This window comes from Streptomyces sp. NPDC050085, from assembly GCF_044460595.1.
Taxonomy (GTDB): domain Bacteria; phylum Actinomycetota; class Actinomycetes; order Streptomycetales; family Streptomycetaceae; genus Streptomyces.
Genome location: NZ_JBITJZ010000010.1, coordinates 103,099 through 119,971 on the forward strand (window position 1 = coordinate 103,099; position 16,873 = coordinate 119,971).

17 protein-coding genes and 1 tRNA gene are annotated in these 16,873 nt (G+C 71.1%); 8 read left to right on the forward strand and 10 right to left on the reverse strand.

What is annotated here, in order from left to right; all coding sequences use genetic code 11:
- Nucleotides 1-12: 12 nt before the first annotated feature.
- Together ACIBUY_RS31125 and ACIBUY_RS31130 are read right to left on the reverse strand one after the other, a co-directional pair.
- Nucleotides 13-657 (reverse strand): NUDIX hydrolase, encoded by a 645-nt coding sequence (locus tag ACIBUY_RS31125; RefSeq protein WP_365566774.1) that lies wholly within the window; start codon nucleotides 655-657, stop codon nucleotides 13-15.
- A gap of 18 nt (nucleotides 658-675) precedes the next feature.
- The gene (locus tag ACIBUY_RS31130) at nucleotides 676-2,196 is read right to left on the reverse strand and encodes a hypothetical protein (protein ID WP_365566773.1); all 1,521 of its coding nucleotides are present in this window, start codon (nucleotides 2,194-2,196) and stop codon (nucleotides 676-678) included.
- A 295-nt stretch (nucleotides 2,197-2,491) separates the two neighbouring features.
- Here ACIBUY_RS31130 and ACIBUY_RS31135 point away from each other — a divergent pair, with 295 nt between their 5' ends.
- Nucleotides 2,492-4,159, forward strand: a complete 1,668-nt coding sequence (locus tag ACIBUY_RS31135) for a DoxX family protein (protein ID WP_399154372.1) — start codon at nucleotides 2,492-2,494, stop codon at nucleotides 4,157-4,159.
- A 124-nt stretch (nucleotides 4,160-4,283) separates the two neighbouring features.
- Here ACIBUY_RS31135 and ACIBUY_RS31140 read toward each other — a convergent pair whose 3' ends face one another.
- The 3 genes from ACIBUY_RS31140 to ACIBUY_RS31150 all read right to left on the reverse strand — a co-directional run bounded on the left by ACIBUY_RS31140 (nucleotide 4,284) and on the right by ACIBUY_RS31150 (nucleotide 6,936).
- A complete protein-coding gene (locus tag ACIBUY_RS31140) occupies nucleotides 4,284-5,051 on the reverse strand; it encodes a nucleotidyltransferase family protein (RefSeq protein ID WP_365566771.1) in 768 nt (255 codons plus the stop codon).
- Between the two features lie 54 nt (nucleotides 5,052-5,105).
- Nucleotides 5,106-5,564, reverse strand: a complete 459-nt coding sequence (locus ACIBUY_RS31145; protein ID WP_365566770.1) for a hypothetical protein — start codon at nucleotides 5,562-5,564, stop codon at nucleotides 5,106-5,108.
- 235 nt (nucleotides 5,565-5,799) lie between these two features.
- Entirely contained in the window at nucleotides 5,800-6,936 is a 1,137-nt protein-coding gene (locus tag ACIBUY_RS31150; RefSeq protein WP_365566769.1) for a sn-glycerol-3-phosphate ABC transporter ATP-binding protein UgpC, read from the reverse strand.
- 195 nt (nucleotides 6,937-7,131) lie between these two features.
- Between ACIBUY_RS31150 and ACIBUY_RS31155 the strand changes: the two genes are divergently transcribed.
- Nucleotides 7,132-7,208, forward strand: a tRNA-Thr gene (locus ACIBUY_RS31155).
- Nucleotides 7,209-7,268: 60 nt separating this feature from the next.
- Here ACIBUY_RS31155 and ACIBUY_RS31160 read toward each other — a convergent pair.
- Entirely contained in the window at nucleotides 7,269-7,718 is a 450-nt protein-coding gene (locus ACIBUY_RS31160; RefSeq protein ID WP_365566768.1) for a DUF3237 domain-containing protein, read from the reverse strand.
- 218 nt (nucleotides 7,719-7,936) lie between these two features.
- Between ACIBUY_RS31160 and ACIBUY_RS31165 the strand changes: the two genes are divergently transcribed.
- Complete coding sequence (locus ACIBUY_RS31165) at nucleotides 7,937-8,554, forward strand: TetR family transcriptional regulator C-terminal domain-containing protein (RefSeq protein WP_365566767.1); 618 nt, start codon at nucleotides 7,937-7,939, stop codon at nucleotides 8,552-8,554.
- 101 nt (nucleotides 8,555-8,655) lie between these two features.
- Here ACIBUY_RS31165 and ACIBUY_RS31170 read toward each other — a convergent pair whose 3' ends face one another.
- Together ACIBUY_RS31170 and ACIBUY_RS31175 are read right to left on the reverse strand one after the other, a co-directional pair.
- A complete protein-coding gene (locus ACIBUY_RS31170) occupies nucleotides 8,656-9,075 on the reverse strand; it encodes a nuclear transport factor 2 family protein (RefSeq protein ID WP_365566766.1) in 420 nt (139 codons plus the stop codon).
- Between the two features lie 91 nt (nucleotides 9,076-9,166).
- Entirely contained in the window at nucleotides 9,167-10,591 is a 1,425-nt protein-coding gene (locus ACIBUY_RS31175; RefSeq protein WP_399154373.1) for an NAD(P)/FAD-dependent oxidoreductase, read from the reverse strand.
- Nucleotides 10,592-10,762: 171 nt separating this feature from the next.
- On the opposite strand from ACIBUY_RS31175, the gene ACIBUY_RS31180 reads away from it, so the two are divergent.
- Complete coding sequence (locus ACIBUY_RS31180; protein ID WP_399154374.1) at nucleotides 10,763-11,485, forward strand: DsbA family protein; 723 nt, start codon at nucleotides 10,763-10,765, stop codon at nucleotides 11,483-11,485.
- Here the strand turns inward: ACIBUY_RS31180 and ACIBUY_RS31185 are convergent.
- Nucleotides 11,482-12,225, reverse strand: coding sequence for a rhomboid-like protein (locus ACIBUY_RS31185; RefSeq protein ID WP_399154375.1), 744 nt, complete (start codon nucleotides 12,223-12,225; stop codon nucleotides 11,482-11,484). The genes ACIBUY_RS31180 and ACIBUY_RS31185 overlap by 4 nt on opposite strands.
- 17 nt (nucleotides 12,226-12,242) lie before the next feature.
- On the opposite strand from ACIBUY_RS31185, the gene ACIBUY_RS31190 reads away from it, so the two are divergent.
- Both ACIBUY_RS31190 and ACIBUY_RS31195 read left to right on the forward strand, forming a co-directional pair.
- The gene (locus ACIBUY_RS31190; RefSeq protein WP_365566762.1) at nucleotides 12,243-13,145 is read left to right on the forward strand and encodes an aminoglycoside phosphotransferase family protein; all 903 of its coding nucleotides are present in this window, start codon (nucleotides 12,243-12,245) and stop codon (nucleotides 13,143-13,145) included.
- A gap of 26 nt (nucleotides 13,146-13,171) precedes the next feature.
- Nucleotides 13,172-13,651, forward strand: coding sequence for a GNAT family N-acetyltransferase (locus tag ACIBUY_RS31195; RefSeq protein ID WP_399154376.1), 480 nt, complete (start codon nucleotides 13,172-13,174; stop codon nucleotides 13,649-13,651).
- A 39-nt stretch (nucleotides 13,652-13,690) separates the two neighbouring features.
- Here ACIBUY_RS31195 and ACIBUY_RS31200 read toward each other — a convergent pair whose 3' ends face one another.
- The gene (locus tag ACIBUY_RS31200) at nucleotides 13,691-14,704 is read right to left on the reverse strand and encodes a zinc-binding dehydrogenase (RefSeq protein WP_399154377.1); all 1,014 of its coding nucleotides are present in this window, start codon (nucleotides 14,702-14,704) and stop codon (nucleotides 13,691-13,693) included.
- A gap of 169 nt (nucleotides 14,705-14,873) precedes the next feature.
- Between ACIBUY_RS31200 and ACIBUY_RS31205 the strand changes: the two genes are divergently transcribed.
- Both ACIBUY_RS31205 and ACIBUY_RS31210 read left to right on the forward strand, forming a co-directional pair.
- Nucleotides 14,874-15,560 (forward strand): pentapeptide repeat-containing protein, encoded by a 687-nt coding sequence (locus ACIBUY_RS31205; protein WP_365566708.1) that lies wholly within the window; start codon nucleotides 14,874-14,876, stop codon nucleotides 15,558-15,560.
- A gap of 273 nt (nucleotides 15,561-15,833) precedes the next feature.
- Nucleotides 15,834-16,853, forward strand: coding sequence for a hypothetical protein (locus ACIBUY_RS31210; protein WP_399154378.1), 1,020 nt, complete (start codon nucleotides 15,834-15,836; stop codon nucleotides 16,851-16,853).
- Nucleotides 16,854-16,873 lie beyond the last annotated feature (20 nt).

The following is a 16,873-nucleotide window of genomic DNA, read 5'->3' on the forward strand; positions in this document are numbered from 1 at the left end:
GGCTGCCCGTGATCAGCCTCCCTGCACGAGGCCGTTGAGGCGGGCCCGGGTCAGTACGGCGATCGTGAACGCGTCGCTGATCCGGCCGTCCGCCACCATCGCCTCGGCCTCGGCGAACGGCACGGTCAGCGCCGAGCGGATGCCCTCGCCCGCGCTGAGCGGGCCCACCGCGTCGATCCGCGCCGCGAACAGCAGCACGCTGCTGCCGAGCAGCCCGGTGTCCGGCCACACCTCACCGAGCGGCACCAACTCCCGTACCTGCGCGCCGATCTCCTCCTGGAGCTCCTTCGTCGCGTTCTGCGCACCCGTCAGACCGAGCGTGCCGAACCCGCGCGGCACCTCCCACTGCCAGGCGCGGGCGGCGTGCCGGAAGATCTCCACCAGCACCACGTCCCCACCGAGCAGCGGCAGCACCACACAGCCGGGCTCGGCCGTCGGGCTCAGCGCGCGGATGTAGGTGCCGCGGGTGCGATCGCGGTCGGTGAAGCGCACCGCGTCCCGCAGCAGCAGCAGATACGGATCCTCGTACACCACTCCGCCCGCGGCGGCGACCGCCTCCGGGTCGGTGAGGATCTCGATGCCGCCGGGCGGATTGACGAACACCTCGGGGCGCTGGGCGCGCACCTGCTCGTACCGGGCCGTACCGTCGCTGTTCAACCGGGCCTCCGTCGGGGCTCAACTACTGCTCTGCGCCTGGAAGTCGGCGAGACCGGCGAGCGGTTCGGCGCCCGTCTCGGTGATCCGCCCGCCATAGGTACTCAGGATCTCTGCCCAGTCCTTGCGCAGATTGCCCAGTCGCACCGTGGGAAAAGTGATGCTGTGCCCCAGGCCGCCGAAGCGGTCCGCCGACCGGACACCTCGCTCCTTGAACAGCAGCCGCATCACGAGCGGTCCCGCCGCCACCGACGCCGCCTGGACCGAGCCGTACAGGAGCGTCGACTGGCCGCTCACCATCTGAAGGACGAGGCCGGGCGACTCGAGGAGCAGCGTCACACCGATCTCACGGCGGAAGCCCTGGTGGCCCCGGCTGATCATGCGGGCCTTGCCCAGCATCTGTGCGTGCAGCCGGGCGATGTCCGCCGCGGCGTCGCTCAACTCACCGGCCTGCGGCACCCGGTCGGCGCCGAACCGGCCGAACACCATGGCGTCGAGCGCGTCGATGTAGGACCGCCACTCCTCCTCGCGGCGCAGCGCCAGCACATCCGAAAGGGAAAGCGAGCCATAGGAGTTGGGGCCGTCCACCACCCGGTGCAGATCGTCCGCGAACAGCTGCCGCAGGAGCAGCCCGACCGCCTCCGGGTCGCGCTGCGCGGTGGCGGCCTGGTTCAGCTCGTCCAGGACCGAGCGGGGCGGCGAGTCGGGCGGGGTCAGCGGAACCAGCGTGCCCGCCTTCGCGGCGACGCCGATGTTGTACAGCAGATCGACGAGCTGTTTGGCCGGGACGATGTGCTCGCCCTCGCGCAGCAGCAGCTCGTGCGGTTTGGTGCCGGGACGGGTGAAGAACCGTTCGTAGACCTGGCTGCGGGTGATGTCGGCGTCCGGGTCCTGTTCACCGGCCCAGAAGTAGATGTCCCTGAGGATGCCCTGGCGCAGCACCTGGGCGCTGGCGGGCGCCAGTTGCAGGTGCTCGGCGATCAGCGGTGTCGGTATGCGGCGCAGCGCCGATATCTGGCGGGAGAAGTAGCGGCCGACCATCCCGTTCTGCTCGGCGTTCTCCTCGTCGCTCCAGGAGAAGCGGACGCAGTCGGGCTCGGCCTCGTGGGCGAGCAGCCGCCGCCACGCACGGTGGACGGGCTCGTCGTACGTCCAGGCGTAGTCCTCGCCCGGGTCGCGCTCGTTGTAGAGGTAGGGCACGATCGCCCGGTTGTTCAGGAGCTGGGCGAAGGCGGCACGGTCGCCCGGGTCCGCGGTGGGCAGGTAATTGACGTACAGGGCAGGGGTGTTGATCAGGTGGGCGCGGTTGATGACCAGGGTGCCGCTGTTGACCAGGCACCGGCGCAGCTCGGCGGCGCCCGCCTCGACCATCTGCGGTGTCGACCCGCCGGTCGCGCCCGCCCGCTGTCGGCCGATGGCCAGCCGGGGCGGCATCCACTGGTTGTCGAGCGCCTGCGACATGACCGGGTAGTCGGTCAGATCACTGAACAGGAGCTGATGGCTGGAGCGGTCGGCGGGTGAGGCCACCTCTGGGTTCGGCATGGGTCCCCCAATGGGACGGCGTGTTCTGGAACCGGCGCCTGAACGCGGGTGTGGGACAAGGCTGATGACGGTCCCCGTGCCCGGGTCGTTCCCCCTGCACGGCCAGAACCTCGCACCGGAGGCGGATTGGGGCCGAGTGGCCGGTGACGTACGGACAAGCGCGTAGACCGCGAGGGCCGGCCGGGCCCGCGGCCGGGGCGCAACGGCGCCGGATCAGGGCCTGCCAGGGCATTGACGCGTCTCGGACACATCGGTGCAGTCAAGGCAGTGTCCTAAACACACATCACTCGGTTAGATGAGTGTGGACACCAGAACGCCCCGCACACCCTCGGGGGACCGCTCGTCGGGATTCGACGACGCTCCCGCGCTGAGCATGGTGAAGGTTCCGTGCGACCCGGCGCAGGTCATCGTCAACCACGCGAGTTTCCGCGTGCAGCTCCCCACGGCGCAGCAGACGCAACTCCCGCGCATCGCACGGCACTTGAGCGCCGACGCGGCCACCACACGCATTCCCGTGATCACCGCAGCCGGCACCCCGGGCGCCAGGCGCCGGCGCGTCGTCATGAGCGGCGCCGGGGACCTCGCCGCCAGCGGGCTGCTGCAGTCCGCACGCCGGGCGGGCGCCCCCGGACCGGCCGACGACGGCGGTGCCACGCAGGTCATCCCGCGCATCGACCTCGACCGCGACCTCGCCGACGGCCTGGCCGACGACCTCGATCTGTACGCGGGCGAGCCCACGCAGGAGACGCCCGTCGTCGTCTCCCCGCGCGCGGGCGGCGACGGCACCCGGCTGCTGCCGCAGATGCGGCAGGCCGGCAGCGCCTTCGAGGAGACCGGCGAGCTGGACCAAGTCTCGTACGACGACGGGGAGTTCGACGAGTACGAGGACGAGGAGTCGGAGAGCGAGACCACCGCCGCCCGGCGCTACGGCCCCGTCCGGCACGCCTACTACCCCGGACGCCGGATGAACCTCGGCGTGGTGCTCCTCCCGCTCCGCGTCTTCCTCGGCTTCATCTCCATCTACGCGGGCATGGGCAAGCTCTGCGACCCCGTCTACTTCGACGGCGGCGAGCGCGGCTCCATGGTCAAGTGGCTGAATTCGCTGCACCCTTGGGCGCTCGCCGAGCCGATGCGCGACTGGGCGCTGCAGCACCCGGTCGGCGCCGGCCTCGCCATCGCCTTCGCCCAGGTCATCGTCGGCGTCCTGACGGTCCTCGGCCTGTGGCAGCGGATCGCCGCCGTCGCCGGAGCACTGCTCTCCGCCGCACTGCTGCTCACCGTCAGCTGGAAGACCGTCCCCGCCTACGACGCGCCGGACATCATCTACCTCGCCGCCTGGTCGCCGCTGATCATCGCCGGTGCCCCCGTCTACTCCATCGACGGACGGCTGGCGGGCGGTGCCTGGCGCCGACTCGGCCCGCGCGCCGCCCTGTGGGAGCTGCGCCGCTACGTGCTGCGCCGCGGCATGGTCGTCGCCACCCTCGTCATCGGCGGCACGCTGCTCATCGGCTCGCTGCTCGGCGGCGCCGTCCGCGACGCCGACCGGGTCACCGCCCCGGGCCCCGGCGACGCCCCGCGCAACGAACTGCCCGGGTCCCCGCTCCCCTCCGAGCCGGGCCGGCACAAGGCGCCGCGCCACTCGAAGAGCCCGTCGGCCTCCAACTCGCCGTCGCAGGGGGCCACTTCGAGCCCGTCCGGCGCCCCGAGCGCCCGGGAGTCCGGCACGGCCAGCGGGGCGACGAGCACGCCGACGCAGGGTGCCACCGCGGGCCAGGCCCCGCCGCAGCAGTCGACGCCGCAGCAGCCGCCGTCGAGCAGCAGCAGCGGCGGCGGCACGTCGTCCGGTGGCACGACCGGGGGCGGCGGTTCGGACGGCGGCTCGTCCTCCGGCGGCGGGTCGGGCAGCTCCGGCGGCTCCGGCGGCGACCACAAGCCGGGCCTGGTGGGTGGCCTGCTCGGCTGACCGTTCTCCTTCCCCCTCTCCTTCCCCCTCTCCTTCCCCCTCCCTTCTCCTGATTCGGTACGTCGATGGGGCCCCGCACGGCATCTCGTGCGGGGCCCCATCGACGTACCGGATCAGGCGGCTCTCAACGGCCCAGCGCGGCAAGCTCCTTGGCGGCCTCGCGGAGGTCCTTCGCCGTGTCGATCGCCCGCCAGTACGCGCCCTGCGGGATCGGGAAACCCGCCAGGCGCTTGGCGCGGGCCAGGCGCGGGAACGTGGTGCGCTCGTGGTCGCCGACGTCCGGCAGCAGGGACGCGAACTCGGGCGAGAAGACGTACAGGCCCGCGTTGATGAGGTAGGGCGACGGCGGGGCCTCGATGAAGTCGGTGATGTGACCGAACTCGTTCGTCTCCACCACGCCCCACGGGATGCGCGGGCGGGCCAGCGCGAGCGTCGCGGTGGCCTCGCGCTCGTGGTGGAAGTCCGCCATCTCGCGCAGCGAGAAGCGGGTCCAGATGTCGCCGTTCGTCGCGTACCAGGGCTGGTCCTGGTGCGGCAGGTGCGCGGCCGCGAACTTCAGGCCGCCGCCACGGCCCAGCGGTTCCTTCTCGACGACGGTCGTGACGCGCAGCGGCAGGTCGGCCGCGTCCAGCCACTCCTCGAGGACCTCGGCGAGATGGCCGCAGGAGACGACGGCGTCGGTGACGCCCTCCTCGGCGAGCCAGGCCAGCTGGTGGCCGATGATCGGCGTGCCCGTGCCCGGGATCTCCACCATGGGCTTGGGCCGGTCGTCGGTGTAGGGGCGAAGCCGCGAGCCCTGGCCGCCCGCCAGGACAACGGCCTGGGTCGGGCGGTGCTCCTCACGACGGGGAAACGAGTGCGGGCCGTGCGCGGCCGGTTCAGCGGTCGTCATGACCGGAACTGTACGTGCGCACGGCCCGCGGGGGAGCCGATGGCCAGCCGCGGTTCAGCCGCGGAAGCCCGCGACCCCCGAGGCGAAGGAGGTGTCGCAGACCGGGCGGGCGTACGACTGGGCACGCGCCGGGCCGTAGGCCTGCACGGCCGCGCGGCCCAGGGCCTTCGCGATCGACATGCAGTGCTTGGCGAGAGAGGGGCGGCGGTCGACCTCCTGCTGGAGATGGGTGAGCACGACACCGGGGTTCTTCTCCTGCAGTTCCAGGAGGAGACGGTCGCGCAGGACGTCCTGGGGGGCGCGCGACTTGGCACGCGCGGAGACGTCTTGTGAGGAAGCCGTGAGGATGGAGTCCGAGGAGCTCCCGGACCAGTTGACTCGGGTGACCGCGAGGGTCCCGGAGAGCACCAGCATCACCGGCAGGACGAAGGCGAGCGTGCGGGCGGCGCGGCGGGCGGGGCCCCGGCCCCGGGCTCGGCGCGACTTCTGGGTGTAGTTAGCGGAGTGCGTCACGCGAGTGAGCGTAGCGGTCGGTGATGATTTGGCGACATTTAGTCACTCTGATGAGGGACTGGTAACTGGGTTTTGATGATGGGGTGTTGACGTCGTGGGGTGAAATGCCGGAATTGCCGGGGTATTTGTCGACAACGTGAGCGACGTCGCGACGGGACGACGGAAGGGCCCCGCACCGAAGTGCGAGGCCCTTCCGTTCAGTTGGTACGTGGCAGGTGGTTCAGGTCGATACGCGTCAGTCGGAGAGGCGCTCGCCCGTCGAGGTCGAGAACACGTGGGTCTCGCCCGCGCGCGGCACGACGTGCAGCTCGGCACCCTTCTCCGGCACCTGGCGGCCGTTCACGCGGACGACCAGGTCCTTGTGCTCGCCGCCGACCTGCGCGGCACCGTAGACGTAACCGTCGGCGCCGAGCTCCTCGACCACGTTCACGGAGACCGCGAGACCGGCCGGGGCGTCGGAGGCGTCCTTCGTCAGGGACTTCACGGCCTCGCCGTTGTGCTCGACGATGTCGAAGTGCTCGGGGCGGACGCCGACCGTGACGGTGGTGTCGCCCCGGTCCGAGGCGGCCTTGAGGGCCTCACGGCTGACCGGCACGACCGAGTTGCCGAACTTCACGCCGCCGTCGGTGATCGGGACCTCGACCAGGTTCATGGCGGGGGAGCCGATGAAGCCGGCGACGAAGAGGTTGGCCGGGCGGTCGTACATGTTGCGCGGGGAGTCGACCTGCTGGAGCAGACCGTCCTTCAGTACGGCGACACGGTCGCCCATCGTCATGGCCTCGACCTGGTCGTGGGTGACGTAGACGGTGGTGATGCCGAGGCGGCGCTGGAGCGACGCGATCTGCGTACGGGTCGACACGCGGAGCTTGGCGTCGAGGTTCGACAGCGGCTCGTCCATGAGGAAGACCTGGGGCTCACGCACGATGGCGCGACCCATCGCCACACGCTGGCGCTGACCGCCGGAGAGGGCCTTGGGCTTGCGGTCCAGGTACTCGGTCAGGTCGAGGATCTTGGCGGCCTCTTCGACCTTCTGCCGGATCTCCGCCTTGTTCACGCCGGCGATCTTGAGCGCGAAGCCCATGTTGTCGGCGACGGACATGTGCGGGTAGAGCGCGTAGTTCTGGAACACCATGGCGATGTCCCGGTCCTTGGGCGGCAGGTGCGTGACGTCGCGGTCGCCGATGCGGATCGCTCCGCCGTTGACGTCCTCGAGGCCCGCCAGCATGCGCAGGGAGGTCGACTTGCCGCAGCCGGACGGGCCGACGAGGACGAGGAACTCGCCGTCCTCGATCTCGATGTCCAGGCCGTCGACGGCGGGCTTGGTGGAACCCGGGTAGACGCGGGTCGCCTTGTCGAACGTGACAGAAGCCATGGCTGTGAAGCCCCCTTCACCGGCAGGAACGTGCCGGACGATCCGTAGTGGAAGGCGGAATGTGGTGTAGTCCACGCGGGTGAACTGATCGGACCGTACCTGGGGGGTGGCGGGTCTGTCAGCAGGTCGGGGGCTGTGAGATTCGCCGAAATTTTCGAGGGGCGGGGGTCCGGGTCTGGTTACACTGCTCGGGCTGCCTCCTTAGCTCAGATGGCCAGAGCAACGCACTTGTAATGCGTAGGTCGTCGGTTCGAATCCGACAGGGGGCTCCACAGAAGCCCAGGTCGCACCACGTGACCTGGGCTTTTCGCTGACCTGGGCTCTTCGGTTGCTCACAGCACCCGCGACACCCGATACGCCACCCCGCCCTCGATCAGGTACCCCGAGCCCACGCACACCACGTCGTTGAGCCACGCGTACCGCTCGTCCCCCGTCTCGAAGACCGGGGTCGTGCGGAAGTAGTCGCGGGAGGCGACCCGGCGGCCGCCGTACGTCATGTGGATCAGGGCGTCGTCGTGGGTGCGCAGGGTGAGGCGGACGTCGAGGGTCATCGTGCCGTCGGGGCGGAAGAGGGCCCAGTCGCCGCCGCCGGGCAGGACCTCGCCGTGGAGTTCGGGGCCGTGGAAGCTGCCGCCTGCGGAGCCGAAGAAGGTGCGGCGGCCGAGGGGCCCGGGGCCGTGGTCGAGGCGGGGGTTCAAGTCGACTGCCATGTCGAAGAGTTGGGCCGTGCGGATGGCGTCGACGTCCTTGATGCGGGGGTCGGCCGTGGGGGTGGTCGTCATGCCGCTTCGTTCCTTCCGAAGAGGGTCTGTCGGACGGTGTCGGGGGAGACGCCGGACTGTGCGCACAGTTCCGCGAGGTGGTGAAGAAGCGGGTCAGGGCTTTGCGGTTGGCGGTGTGGCCGTGGGCGATGGGTGGTGGAGCCTGTGGTGAGCGTCCATGAGAAAAACGTACGGCCGTACGTACTCTTACCGCAAGGGGTGCTGGCAGGATTGGGGGTATGAGCGAGGTGGAGGAGCGAGGGACGTCGGACCGGCGGCTGTTGCGCGGGGCGCGGTCGCGGCGGGCGCTGCTGCGGCGGGCCGTCGATGTGGCGTCGGTGGACGGGCTCGACGGGCTGAGCCTTGGTGGTCTCGCTGGTGATCTCGGGGTCAGCAAGAGCGGTGTGCAGACGCTGTTCGGGTCGAAGGAGAACCTTCAGGTCGCCACGGTGGAGTGTGCGCGGGGCGTGTTCGAGGAGGCCGTGGTGCGGCCGGCGCGGTCCGCGGCGCGGGGTGTGGAGCGGTTCCGGGCGCTGGTCGATGCGTGGATCGTGTACGCGGAGGGGCCACTGTTCCCGGGTGGGTGTTTCTGGGCGGCGAATCTGGGGGTCTTCGACGGGCGGCCGGGGCGGGTCCGTGACGTGTTGTTCGCCGACCGGAGCGGGTGGCGTGGGCTGTTGGCCGGTGAGCTGCGGTACGCGGTGGAGGCGGGGCAGGTCGTTGAGGTCGATGTCGATCTGGTGGTGTTCCAGGTGGACGCGGTGTTGCTTGCTGCGAATACGGCTGTGCAGTTGGGGGAGGCGGGGGTGGGCGACCGGGTGCGCCGGGTGGTCGACGGGTTGTTGGCGGCGCCCTGAGGGGCGCCGTCGCCAACCGGCACTGCATCTACTCGTCTACTGCATCTGCGGCATCTGCTGCGTCTGCTGCGTTTGATGCGGGGCTCGTGGGTGCCTCGTGATCATGCGAGCCCGAACAGCACCTGCCCCACGTGTCGCGTGTCCGCGTACTCCCGTACCTCGGTGATCTTGCCGTCGCGGACCGTGTAGATCCCCAGGCACCGGTTGTCGTAGCGCTTGCCCGTTGCGGCGTCGCCCTCGGCGTGCCATTCGGCGACCACCTTCTCGCCCTCCGCGATGACGGACGTGAGCGTGACCGTGGGGGTGGTGCCGGGGGCGAAGAGGGTGCCGGTGGCCTTGCCGAGGAAGTCGTTGATGATCACGTCCCGGCCCTTCCAGGCGCCGGTGAGCGGGAGGTCGTGGCCCGGGTAGATCCAGACGGCGTCCTCGGCGAACGAGTCGGTGATGGTGGCCAGGTCGCCGGCGGCGACGGCCTCGACGTAGCGGGTGACGACGGCCTTGGGGGTGAGGTCTGTGTTCATGGCTGTAGTGAATCGCCGTGGGGTGCGGTGGCGCCAACAACTGGGCTTCTCCCGCGACAACTTGGCGTTGTCGCGGGAGGTCGGACGGGGGTCAGTGCCGCCCCGCCACCCGGTCCGCCAGTTGGGCCAGGCGGGACGACTCCGCTGTGTGTGTGGTGAGTTCGCGGCGGTCGGCCGCGTGGTACGTGGCGTACATGCCGTGGACGCCGAGCCAGCGGAAGGGTTCCGGTTCCCACTTGCGGACCTTGTGGTTGACCCAGGGGAGGGTGGTGAGGTCGGTGGGGCCCGACTGGCCCGAGTCCTGTTGGACCAGGTCGCGCAGGGTGCGGGCGGCGAGGTTGGTGGTGGCGACGCCCGAGCCGACGTAGCCGCCTGCCCAGCCGAGGCCCGTCGAGCGGTCGAGGGTGACCGTGGCGCACCAGTCGCGGGGGACGCCGAGGACGCCGGACCAGGCGTGGGTGATGCCGACCCCGGTGAGCTGGGGGAAGAAGCGGGTCAGGATCGCGTACAGGTCCTCGATCGTGGACTGTTGGGTGCGGCCGTCGTTGTCTGTTCTTGAGCCGTAGCGGTAGGGGAAGCCGCGGCCGCCGAGTGCGATGCGGTCGTCCGCGGTGCGCTGGGCGTACATGTAGGCGTGCGCCATGTCGCCGAGGGTTTCGCGGCCCTCCCAGCCGATCGACTCCCATTGGGCCGCGGACAGCGGCTCCGTCGCGATCATGGAGGAGTTCATCGGGAGCCAGGTGCGGCGCTGGCCCTTGAGGGAGGCCGTGAAGCCCTCCGTGCAGCGCAGGATGTAGGGCGCCCTGACCGTGCCGTACGGGGTGACGGCGTGCTTGGGCTTGATCTCCGTGACGGGCGTCGATTCGTGGATCGTGACGCCCAGGGCCTCGACCGCGCGGGCCAGGCCCGTGACCAGCTTTACCGGGTGCAGGCGCGCGCCGTGCGGGGTCCACGTCGAGCCGACGGCGCCGGCGACGCGGATCCGGTCCGCCGTTTCCCGGGCGCCGTACAGCTCCCTGTCCTTCTCGCCGTACGAGAGTTCTGCGGCGTGGAAGGACTTGAGACGTGCCAACTGGGCCGGTGTGTAGGCGACTTCGAGGACTCCGCCGTGGTGGATGTCCGCGTCGATCGACTCGGTGCGCGCCACGTCGATGACTTCCGTGACCGTCGCGTTCATCGCCTGTTGGAGGCGGGCTGCTGCCTCCTGGCCGTGGAGTTCGGCGTAGCGGTCGCGGCCCGCGACGCCGTTGTAGAGCCAGCCGCCGTTGCGGCCCGAGGCGCCGTAGCCGCAGAACTTCTGCTCCAGGACGGTGATGCGCAGGAAGGGTGCGGCCTTCTTCAGGTAGTACGCGGTCCACAGGCCCGTGTATCCGCCGCCGACGATGACGACGTCGGCGCTCGCGTCACCGGCCAGGGGTTCGCGGGCGTCGGGGATGCCGACGCCCTGGCTCTGTGCGTACCAGAACGATATGCCGCCGTTGACGGTCGCCGCCGTCGCGTTGTTCGTGCTGCTCATGGCGGTGGACGTTACTGCCGTCGGGGTGCCGAGCGGCAGGGGGGAGAGGGCGTTGGTCCCGGCGGGTCGGGCCGTTCGGGGGCGCGGGGAGAGGGCGGGCGTGCGTAGTTTGGGAGGGTCCTACGCTTTCAGGAGGGTTTGAGAATGAAGCTTGCGGTGCGTGGTGCGGGGGTGGCTGTGGCTGTGGTGGGCCTGGGGGTCGGGCTCGCCGCCTGTTCGTCGGGCGGCGGGGGCACCGGGAGCACCGAGGGCTCCGACTCCGCGAGCGCGAAGCCGGACGCCGTCGCCGAGGTGCGGGCCGCCGCCGACACGGCGGGGCTCGCCGGGCTGCCCGCGCGCGTGGACGGGGGTGTCATCACGGTCGGCGAGGCGGACGCCCCGCACACGGTCAAGGTGTACGAGGACGCGCGCTGCCCGTTCTGCAAGAAGTTCGAGGAGGGCGGCGCGCGGGCCCTGGTGAAGCCGGTGGCCGACGGCGACGTGAAGATCGAGTACACGATCGCGTCGTTCCTCGACAACAACCTGGGCGGCTCGGGATCGGTGAAGGCGGCGAACGCGCTGCGCGCCTCCGTGGACGCGGGCAAGTTCCCCGAGTTCCACGCCGCCGTCTACGCCAACCAGCCCGCCGACGAGTCCGTCGACGCGTACACGGACGCCTTCCTGCTGAAGATCGCGGGGAAGGTGGAGGGGCTGCGCTCCGCCGCCTTCGACAAGGCCGTGAACGACGGGTCGTACGAGAAGTGGGTGGGCCGGGCGATGCAGTCCTTCCGGGACGACGGGGTGCAGGGGACGCCGACCGTGCTGATCGACGGGAAGAAGGCCGGGGGCGGGGAGGACGCCATGTACGGGGAGGCGTCGTTCGCGGCGGTGCTGAAGCAGGCCGGGATCTCCTAGGGCCGCGGTCTTCTGATGAGGCTGAGCGGGTTCCACGGCTCGCCCCTGTCCCGCACCAGGGGGTAGCCGGCGAGGCCGATCAGGACCGACGTGAAGTGGCCGAGGTCGGTGAACGTGCGGCCCGTGACGAGCGGGCTGCCGTAGACGAAGAGGACCACGGCCAGGTAGCCGTACCGCCAGGGCGACGCGATCCGGTACGTGAGTACGGCGACGATGCCCGCCAGCGCGTAACTCACCCCGATGTCCAGGGTGCTGACGGACGACGCGGGTGCGTGGCCGTGCCGGATCGCCCACAGCAGGGCGCCCTCGCTGATCAGCGTCGCGAGCACGTGCGAGGCCGCGGCGACCGCCAGCCAGCGGGCGGTGCCGAGCCAGCGTTCCGCCTGCGCGTGGAAGACCGTGTAGAGCACGGCGTACGGCCACCAGCTGCTGCCGTCGATCCAGAACGCGGAGGAGACGAGGACCCGGATCGGGTTCTTCGACAGCTCGTGCAGGTTCGTGGAGCGCTGGCGCAGGAAGTCCTGCTCGAACTCCGGGCTCATGTGGTGCACGGCGACCGTCGTCACGAAGAGCGCGGCCAGCCAGACGTACGTGCCGGGCGCGCTGCGGACGTACGACCTCGCGGACGTCCACACGGACACCCGCGCGGACACCCGCGTGGTCGACCACGCGGACGACCACACGGACGTCCCTGTGCGTCGCGGCTTGCGGAGAAAATGGCGCATGGTCGATTCAGGCACGTCGGTAGGGTCGGGACGTGATCGACATTCCGGAGGGCCTGGTCCAGTCGCAGTACGAGTACGCGGGCGAGGCGGGGCGGGCGTTCATCGCGGCGCTGCCCGCGCGCGTCGAGGAGTTCGTCGAGCGGTGGGGGCTGAAGGTCGACGGGCCGCCGATGCACGGGATGGCGGCGCTGGTCCTGCCGGTGGTGCGGCGGGCGGACGGGGTGCCCGCGGTGGTGAAGTTCCAGGTCTTCGACGAGGAGACCGAGGGGGAGCCGGTCGCGCTGCGCGTGTGGGACGGGGACGGGGCGGTGCGCCTGATCGACCACGACCCCGGCACCGGGACCATGCTGCTCGAACGGCTCGACGAGGAGCGGATGTTGAGCTCCGTCGAGGACACGCGGGCGGCCGTGCTCGTCATCGCGGAGCTCCTCGCGCGGCTCACGGCGGGGCCCGCGCCGCAAGGGATGCGGCGCCTGGCCGACATCGCGGGGCAGATGCTGGCGGAGGTGCCGGGGGCGCTGCCGCGGATCTCCGATCCGGTGCAGCGGGGGATCGTCGCGGACGCTGCGGCCGCGCTGCGGGAGGTCGTCGACGAGCCGGGGGACCGGCTGCTGCACTGGGACCTGCACTTCGAGAACGTCCTGGCGCCCAGGGGCCCGGGCGCGCGCGAACCCTGGGTCGCCATCGACCCGAAACCGCTGGCCGGTGACCCGGGTTTCGACCTGTGGCCCGCGCTCGACAACCGTTTCGACGCGGGTGAGGTGCTGTGGCGGTTCGACGCGATGACGGAGGTGCTGGGGCTCGATCGGGGGCGGGCCCGGGCGTGGACGCTGGGGCGGGTGGTGCAGAACGCGTTGTGGGACGTGGCGGACGGGCGGGGTCTCGGGGCCGACGACATGGTGATCGCCGGGTTGCTGCTGGGGCGGGGGGTCTGAGCGCGGCCCCGGCGTAACCTGCCCCAATGATTCGTACCGCCACGCCTGAAGACGTCCCCCTCATCCACACCCTGATCCGTGAACTCGCCGAGTACGAGAAGGTGCCGGGCGAGGCGCGGGCCAGTGTGGAACAGCTGCGGGAGGCCCTGTTCGGCGAGCGTCCGGCGGCCTTCGCGCACATCGCCGAGGACGAAGTGAGCGGCGAGGCCGCCGGGTTCGCGCTGTGGTTCCTCAACTTCTCGACCTGGCGCGGCGTGCACGGCATCTACCTGGAGGACCTGTACGTGCGGCCCGAGGCGCGCGGCGGCGGGCACGGCAAGGCGCTGCTGACCGAGTTGGCGCGGATCTGTGGGGAGCGCGGGTACGAGCGCCTGGAGTGGTCGGTGCTGAACTGGAACGCCCCGTCCATCGCCTTCTACGAGGCCATGGGCGCACGCCCGCAGGACGAGTGGACCGTGTACCGGCTGACGGACGAGGCGCTCGCCCGGCTCGGCGGGACCGCCTGAGGACCTCTGAGACCTCTGAGATCCCTGAGATCCCTGAGGTCACGGTTCCAGGACCACTTTGCCCGTCGTGCCCCGCGTCTCCAGCGCGCGGTGCGCGGCGGCCGCTTCGGAGAGCGGGAAGCGGTGGACCGCGGGGGTGAGGACGCCGCGGGCGCCGAGGTCTAGTGCGGTGAGTTCCAGGGTGCGCATCGGGTTGTCGGTGCCGACCTTCTGCATCATCGCCGGGCCGAGGACGCTCTGCTGGGTGATGCCGCGGCGGATCTGTTCCGCCTCGTCGAGGAACTGGGGGCCGCCCTCGTCGCTGATGCCCTGGTCCGACCAGCCGAAGACGAGGTGCAGGCCGCCGGGGCCGAGCAGGTCGAGCGCGGCGGCCGCGGCCGGGCCGCCGACGCCGTCGAACAGGACGGTGGCCCGGGTGCCGCGGGCGTCGAGGAACTCCCCTGCCAGGACGGGCCAGTTGGGGTCCTTGTAGTCGAGGGCGAGGTCCGCACCGTTGCGTTCGACGAGCGCCGTCTTGCGCGGGCCGCCCGCCAGGCCGATGACGGTGCCGCCCGCGTGCTTCACGTACTGCACGAGAAGCGTGCCGATGCCGCCCGCCGCGGCCGGGACGAGCGCGACCGTGCCGGGGCCCACATCGGTGAAGTTGAGGATGCCGAGGGCGGTGCGGCCCGTGCCGATCAGGGCGACGGCCGCAGCGGCGTCCAGGTTCGGCGGGATCTCGTGGAGGCGGTCGGCGTCCACGACGGCCAGTTCGGCGTAGCCTCCGGGGGCGAGGCCGAGGTGCGTGACGACCTTCTTGCCCAGCCAGGAGGGGTCGGTGCCCGCGCCGAGGGCCTCGACGGTGCCCGCGACCTCGCGGCCGGGGATCGTGGGCAGGTCGGGGAGGTGCGGCAGGGGTCCCTTGACGCCGGTGCGGATCGCGGTGTCGATGAGGTGTACGCCTGCGGCCTCGACCGCGATGCGGACCTGGCCGGGGCCCGGTTCGGGGTCCTCGGTCTTCTCGTACGTGAGGTTCTCGGCCGGGCCGAAGGCGTGCAGTCGTACGGCGTGCATGAGTGCTCCCCGTCGCGGATGGGTCTGGCGGATGGGTCTGGCGGATGGGCCTGGTGGATGGGTCTGTGGGTCGGGATTCCGGTGCCAGTCTTCGACCTCAAGTGAGGTTGAGGTCAAGGCCGTGATGGTCGTCGGCCCGATTGTCAGTGGGGGCGGGCAGCATGGGGGCATGGCGGACAGGCGTGGTGGAGCGGCGAAGGTGAAGAAGGCGCGGCGGCCGGAGGTGCGGCTGCCCGCGTTGGCGCCGTGGGAGGACGGCGGGCGCCTCGAGCCGGACGGCGACTATGACGGGGTGGAGTTCGCGGGTGCGGACTTCGCCGGGCAGGAGGGGATCGGCGCGCGGTTCATGGACTGCGCGATCGAGGGGTGCGGCTTCGACGAGGCGGGGCTCGCGCGGGCCCGGATCCTGGACTCGACGCTGACCGGCATCCGCGGGGTGGGCACGGATCTGGCGGGGGCGATGCTGCGGGACGTGGAGGTGACGGACGCGCGGCTCGGCGGGGTGCAGCTGCACGGCGCCGTCCTGGAGCGGGTGGTGATCCGCGGCGGCAAGATCGATTATCTGAACCTGCGCAAGGCGCGGCTGAAGGACGTCGTCTTCGAGGGCTGTGTGCTGGTGGAGCCGGACTTCGGCGGGGCGAAGCTGGAGCGCGTGGAGTTCCCTGGCTGTGTGCTGAAGGGGGCGGACCTCTCGGCGGCGACGCTGGTGGACGTCGACCTGCGGGACGCGGCGCAGCTGGAGATCGCGCGGGGCATCGACCGGCTCGGCGGCGCGGTGATCTCGACGGGTCAACTGCTCGATCTGGCACCGGCGTTCGCGGCGCACCTGGGGGTGCGGGTGGAGGGCGAGGGGTGAACGAGGGCTGGGGGGAAGGGAGTTGGACACGCCGGGCAGGTGATTGGTTGTAGCGGGCAGGGAATCTTCCGCCGTATTGGTGCACGGGGTGAGTGCTTGGGCGGAAGCGGCAGGTCAGGGCGGTGATGCCCGGGGTGTGGTGACAGGCGGGCGTGTCACGCGTTCATGACGTGCGCCCGACCTTTCGGTGAACCCGGATTCCTAATGTTCTTCTCAGCAGCCAAGACCGGCCGAACTGCCCCACCAGCGGCCCCACTTGAAGGAGCAGTAGGCATGTCGTTCTTCACCCAGGGTCGCACCCCCGTCCGCGTCGTCGTCGCCACGGCCGTGGCCGCCGCCGCCCTCCTCGCCCCCGCGGCGACGGCACTCGCGGCCCCCGCGCACACGCAGAGCACGGTATCCCTGGCGTCGGCGTCGGCGTCGGCGTCGGCGTCGGCCGAGGAGAACCCGGGTGGTACGTACGTCCGCACCGAGGTGGTCGCCGGCGGCGGTGGGTACGTCGAGATCTACCGCGTCTCGGACTCCCACTACTGGGGCCGGATGATCACCGGCGGCGCGCACGGCGGCGTCAGCATCCTCGACGCGGACGGCGACACGGCGGTGGGCGACGACAACGGGCAGTACGTGTTCCTCACCGACCAGGGCCACTTCGGCTCCTGGATCGCGACCTCGGGCAAGAACGAGTTCCACGGCCCCGGCACCTTCACGATCGAGCGCGACTACACCGCGGTCGTGTCGCAGACCGGCCCGAACCAGTGGGAGGGGAAGTTCCTGCGGCCCGGGGGCGGCGCGTTCCTGACCCTGGACACGCACGCGGTCGACGACGGCAACGGCGGGCTGACGAACGTCTACGCGGGCATGGACATCGTGGACCCCGGCGGCAAGTCCCTCTACGTGGTGCTGAGCGCGGACGGCACCCTCACCTCGTACGACCCGGCGACCGCCCCCGTCGAGCCCGCACCCGGCAAGTGCACTGCGACCCGCACCACGAACATCGGCGCGGCCATCCTCGCCCACCTCAGCAACAGCCCCACCGGGCCGCGCGTCTACTTCACGTCGCCCGACGACTCCGGCAAGGAGCAGCGCATCCTGATGCCGCTCGACCGGGTCCACCCGACGCTGCCCGCCGACGCCGGCATCATCGGCCGGATCGACGGCGCGACCACGCGGGCCCCGAAGCTGATCACGCGTACCGAGGGCGGCGGCGTGCCGGAGAAGGTCACCCTGTTCCCCGCGGTGCCGACGGGCTGCCATGCCGCGGTGATCGCGCCCCGGCCGGCCACGGCCCGCTGAGCGTCGCGCCAACCGATGCG

What these genes read in the sequence shown, in the direction of transcription:
- ACIBUY_RS31150 (WP_365566769.1), bottom strand. Translation starts at nt 6,936, where the DNA reads ATGGCTTCTGTCACGTTCGACAAGGCGACCCGCGTCTACCCGGGTTCC.
- ACIBUY_RS31195 (WP_399154376.1), top strand. Translation starts at nt 13,172, where the DNA reads ATGATTCGTACCGCCACGCCTGAAGACGTCCCCCTCATCCACACCCTG.
- ACIBUY_RS31130 (WP_365566773.1), bottom strand. Translation starts at nt 2,196, where the DNA reads ATGCCGAACCCAGAGGTGGCCTCACCCGCCGACCGCTCCAGCCATCAG.
- ACIBUY_RS31160 (WP_365566768.1), bottom strand. Translation starts at nt 7,718, where the DNA reads ATGACGACCACCCCCACGGCCGACCCCCGCATCAAGGACGTCGACGCC.
- ACIBUY_RS31175 (WP_399154373.1), bottom strand. Translation starts at nt 10,591, where the DNA reads ATGAGCAGCACGAACAACGCGACGGCGGCGACCGTCAACGGCGGCATA.
- ACIBUY_RS31165 (WP_365566767.1), top strand. Translation starts at nt 7,937, where the DNA reads ATGAGCGAGGTGGAGGAGCGAGGGACGTCGGACCGGCGGCTGTTGCGC.
- ACIBUY_RS31170 (WP_365566766.1), bottom strand. Translation starts at nt 9,075, where the DNA reads ATGAACACAGACCTCACCCCCAAGGCCGTCGTCACCCGCTACGTCGAG.
- ACIBUY_RS31205 (WP_365566708.1), top strand. Translation starts at nt 14,874, where the DNA reads ATGGCGGACAGGCGTGGTGGAGCGGCGAAGGTGAAGAAGGCGCGGCGG.
- ACIBUY_RS31140 (WP_365566771.1), bottom strand. Translation starts at nt 5,051, where the DNA reads ATGACGACCGCTGAACCGGCCGCGCACGGCCCGCACTCGTTTCCCCGT.
- ACIBUY_RS31200 (WP_399154377.1), bottom strand. Translation starts at nt 14,704, where the DNA reads ATGCACGCCGTACGACTGCACGCCTTCGGCCCGGCCGAGAACCTCACG.
- ACIBUY_RS31135 (WP_399154372.1), top strand. Translation starts at nt 2,492, where the DNA reads ATGAGTGTGGACACCAGAACGCCCCGCACACCCTCGGGGGACCGCTCG.
- ACIBUY_RS31210 (WP_399154378.1), top strand. Translation starts at nt 15,834, where the DNA reads ATGTCGTTCTTCACCCAGGGTCGCACCCCCGTCCGCGTCGTCGTCGCC.